1 protein-coding gene is annotated in these 2,360 nt (G+C 48.9%); it reads right to left on the reverse strand.

The annotated features are described in order from the left end of the window. Positions 1-2,360 (reverse strand): condensation domain-containing protein (locus ACJ751_RS17905; protein ID WP_407746891.1); only part of this gene is annotated, 2,360 nt, incomplete at both ends.

Genomic DNA, 2,360 nt, shown 5'->3' on the forward strand with positions numbered 1-2,360 from the left:
CTGCAGCTGCGCTTTTTCTGCCGGCCGTAAATAATCCAGTTGATGAATAGCAACGGCTGGAGTTTCTATAACGGCATCCAGCAGCTGCAATAAATGATCGCCTATCCGGTCTGCAGTGGTTCTGTCAAAAATATCACTATTGTATTCAAGAAATAAGATGAGTACGCCCTCCTCTTGTGTAAAAGTGAAAAGGAGATCAAATTTGCTGGTCTGGTGTTCTCCGCCTTCGTACCCGCTCACCCGCAGCTCCCCTAAAGCATCCTCCTTCCCAATGGATTCGTAGTTTTGTAAAACGACCATCACATCGAACAAGGCGCCCCTGCTCATATCCCGCTGAAGATGGAGATCATCTACCAGTTCATCGAACGGGTACGACTGGTGCTCATAGGCATCAAACGTAACCTGGCGAACGTGTTCCAGCAAGCCTTCAAAGCTATCCTCCCCGGAAAACCGGGTTCTTAGCGCCAGCGTATTTACATAGAATCCGATCTGATCTTCCAGATCCGCATGTTCCCTGCCGGCGATCGGACTTCCGATGATAATATCTTCCTGGCCGGTATACCGGTACAACAAGGCATTCACCAAGGCCAGCAGGCCCATAAACAAAGTACTGCCCTGCTCCCTGCCCAGCGATCCGAGGCCTTCATATTGTTTAGCGGAAAATATGCGTCTGATAAGGCCTCCCCTATAGCTCTTTACAGGAGGCCGGGGTCTATCAACCGGCAGCTCCAATAAAGGCAGCTCACCGCCTAATTGATCCAGCCACCAGGCTTTATGTTTGTCAAACAGATGCCTGTTCAATTGTTCCTGTTGCCAGGCTGCATAATCTTTGTATTGGATGCGCAATGGAATGAAAGGATCTGGCTGACCTGCGATTTGCGCCTTATACAATTGTAACAATTCATTGATGAGGATAACCGTCGACGTGCCGTCACCAATAATATGATGCATGTTAATAAAGAACACCCATTCATCGCCAGCAACCTGGAAAACACTGGCCCTGATCAAAGGCCCCGTTGCCAGATCAAATGGCTCATTGACCGCAGCCTGCACTCTTTCCGCTACCTCTTCCTTATGCAGCTCTTCGAACAACAAACGGAAACCGGTCATTTCAGGTGCGTGAATGAACTGCCGGATCTCTCCCTGCTGGTTTTCCCTGAAGACAGTCCGCAAGATCTCATGCCGGCCTATCAACCTGCCAAAAGCCGTCTCCAACGCCGGCTTGTTCAGCCGGCCTTCAAAACGATATATGGAGGGCATATTGTAACCAATATTCGCTTCTTCAAACTGGCTCATCACCCATAATCTCCGTTGTGAGGAAGATAAGACATGATCGGGCCAATCCGCTACAGCCGCAATGCCTGTAAATGTTGTTTTCTGAGCCTGATCGATAAGCTGTGCCTGTTCTTGCAACAGACTTTTCGCAAACAGCTCTTTCAGGGTTATCCTCACATCAAATGTCTTATGGATCTGGTTAACCAACCTCATCGCTTTTAAACTATGTCCGCCCAGCTCAAAGAAATTATCCGTCACACTTATGTTTTCTCTCCCCAATATTTCCTGCCAGATGGCAACCAGCTTAGATTCAGTAGGGTTACGCGGATGTACTAAAACATTACCCGAAGCAATTCCGGCTCCAACCGGATCAGGTAGTTTTTTACGGTCTGTTTTGCCATTGGATGTCAGCGGTATTTCTTCTATCTGTACATAATGAGACGGCAGCATATACCCAGGCAATGTTCTGCCCAGATGCGAACGCAAGTCGGCCACATTCAACGATCCACGGCTAACTATATACGCGACCAATTCGGGCTCACCTTTATGGATCGTTCTGGCAACGACCACGGATGCCACAATATCCGGATGCGTTTGCAATGCGCTTTCAATCTCTCCTGTCTCGATCCGATACCCTCTTATCTTCACCTGGTTATCTATACGGCCGGCAAATTCGATGGTACCATCCGCCAGCCATCTTCCCAGGTCTCCGGTCCTGTACATTCTTTCTCCCTCCTTGAATGGATTGGGAACGAAGGCAGCCTCGGTATAACCGGGTCTGTTCAAATAGCCTCTCGCCAGACAGTCTCCGCCTATACAGATTTCCCCGATCACCCCAACGGGCGCCAGCCGGTCATTCTTTAAAATATAGACAATAGTGTTGGGCAGCGGGCGGCCCACAGGAACAAATGACTGTTGCTCATTGTTGGGATCATACAAGTGCATAATGGAAGTGACCGTTGTCTCCGTAGGCCCGTATTCATTATAAAAAGGATGATGCGCACTCCATTTCTCGGCCAGATCTTTCGGGCAGGTGTCTCCTCCCGCGATGACTCTTTTCAGATAAGTATATTTTTTGACTGGCA

Source organism: Niastella sp. (assembly GCF_045805085.1).
Lineage (GTDB): Bacteria > Bacteroidota > Bacteroidia > Chitinophagales > Chitinophagaceae > Niastella.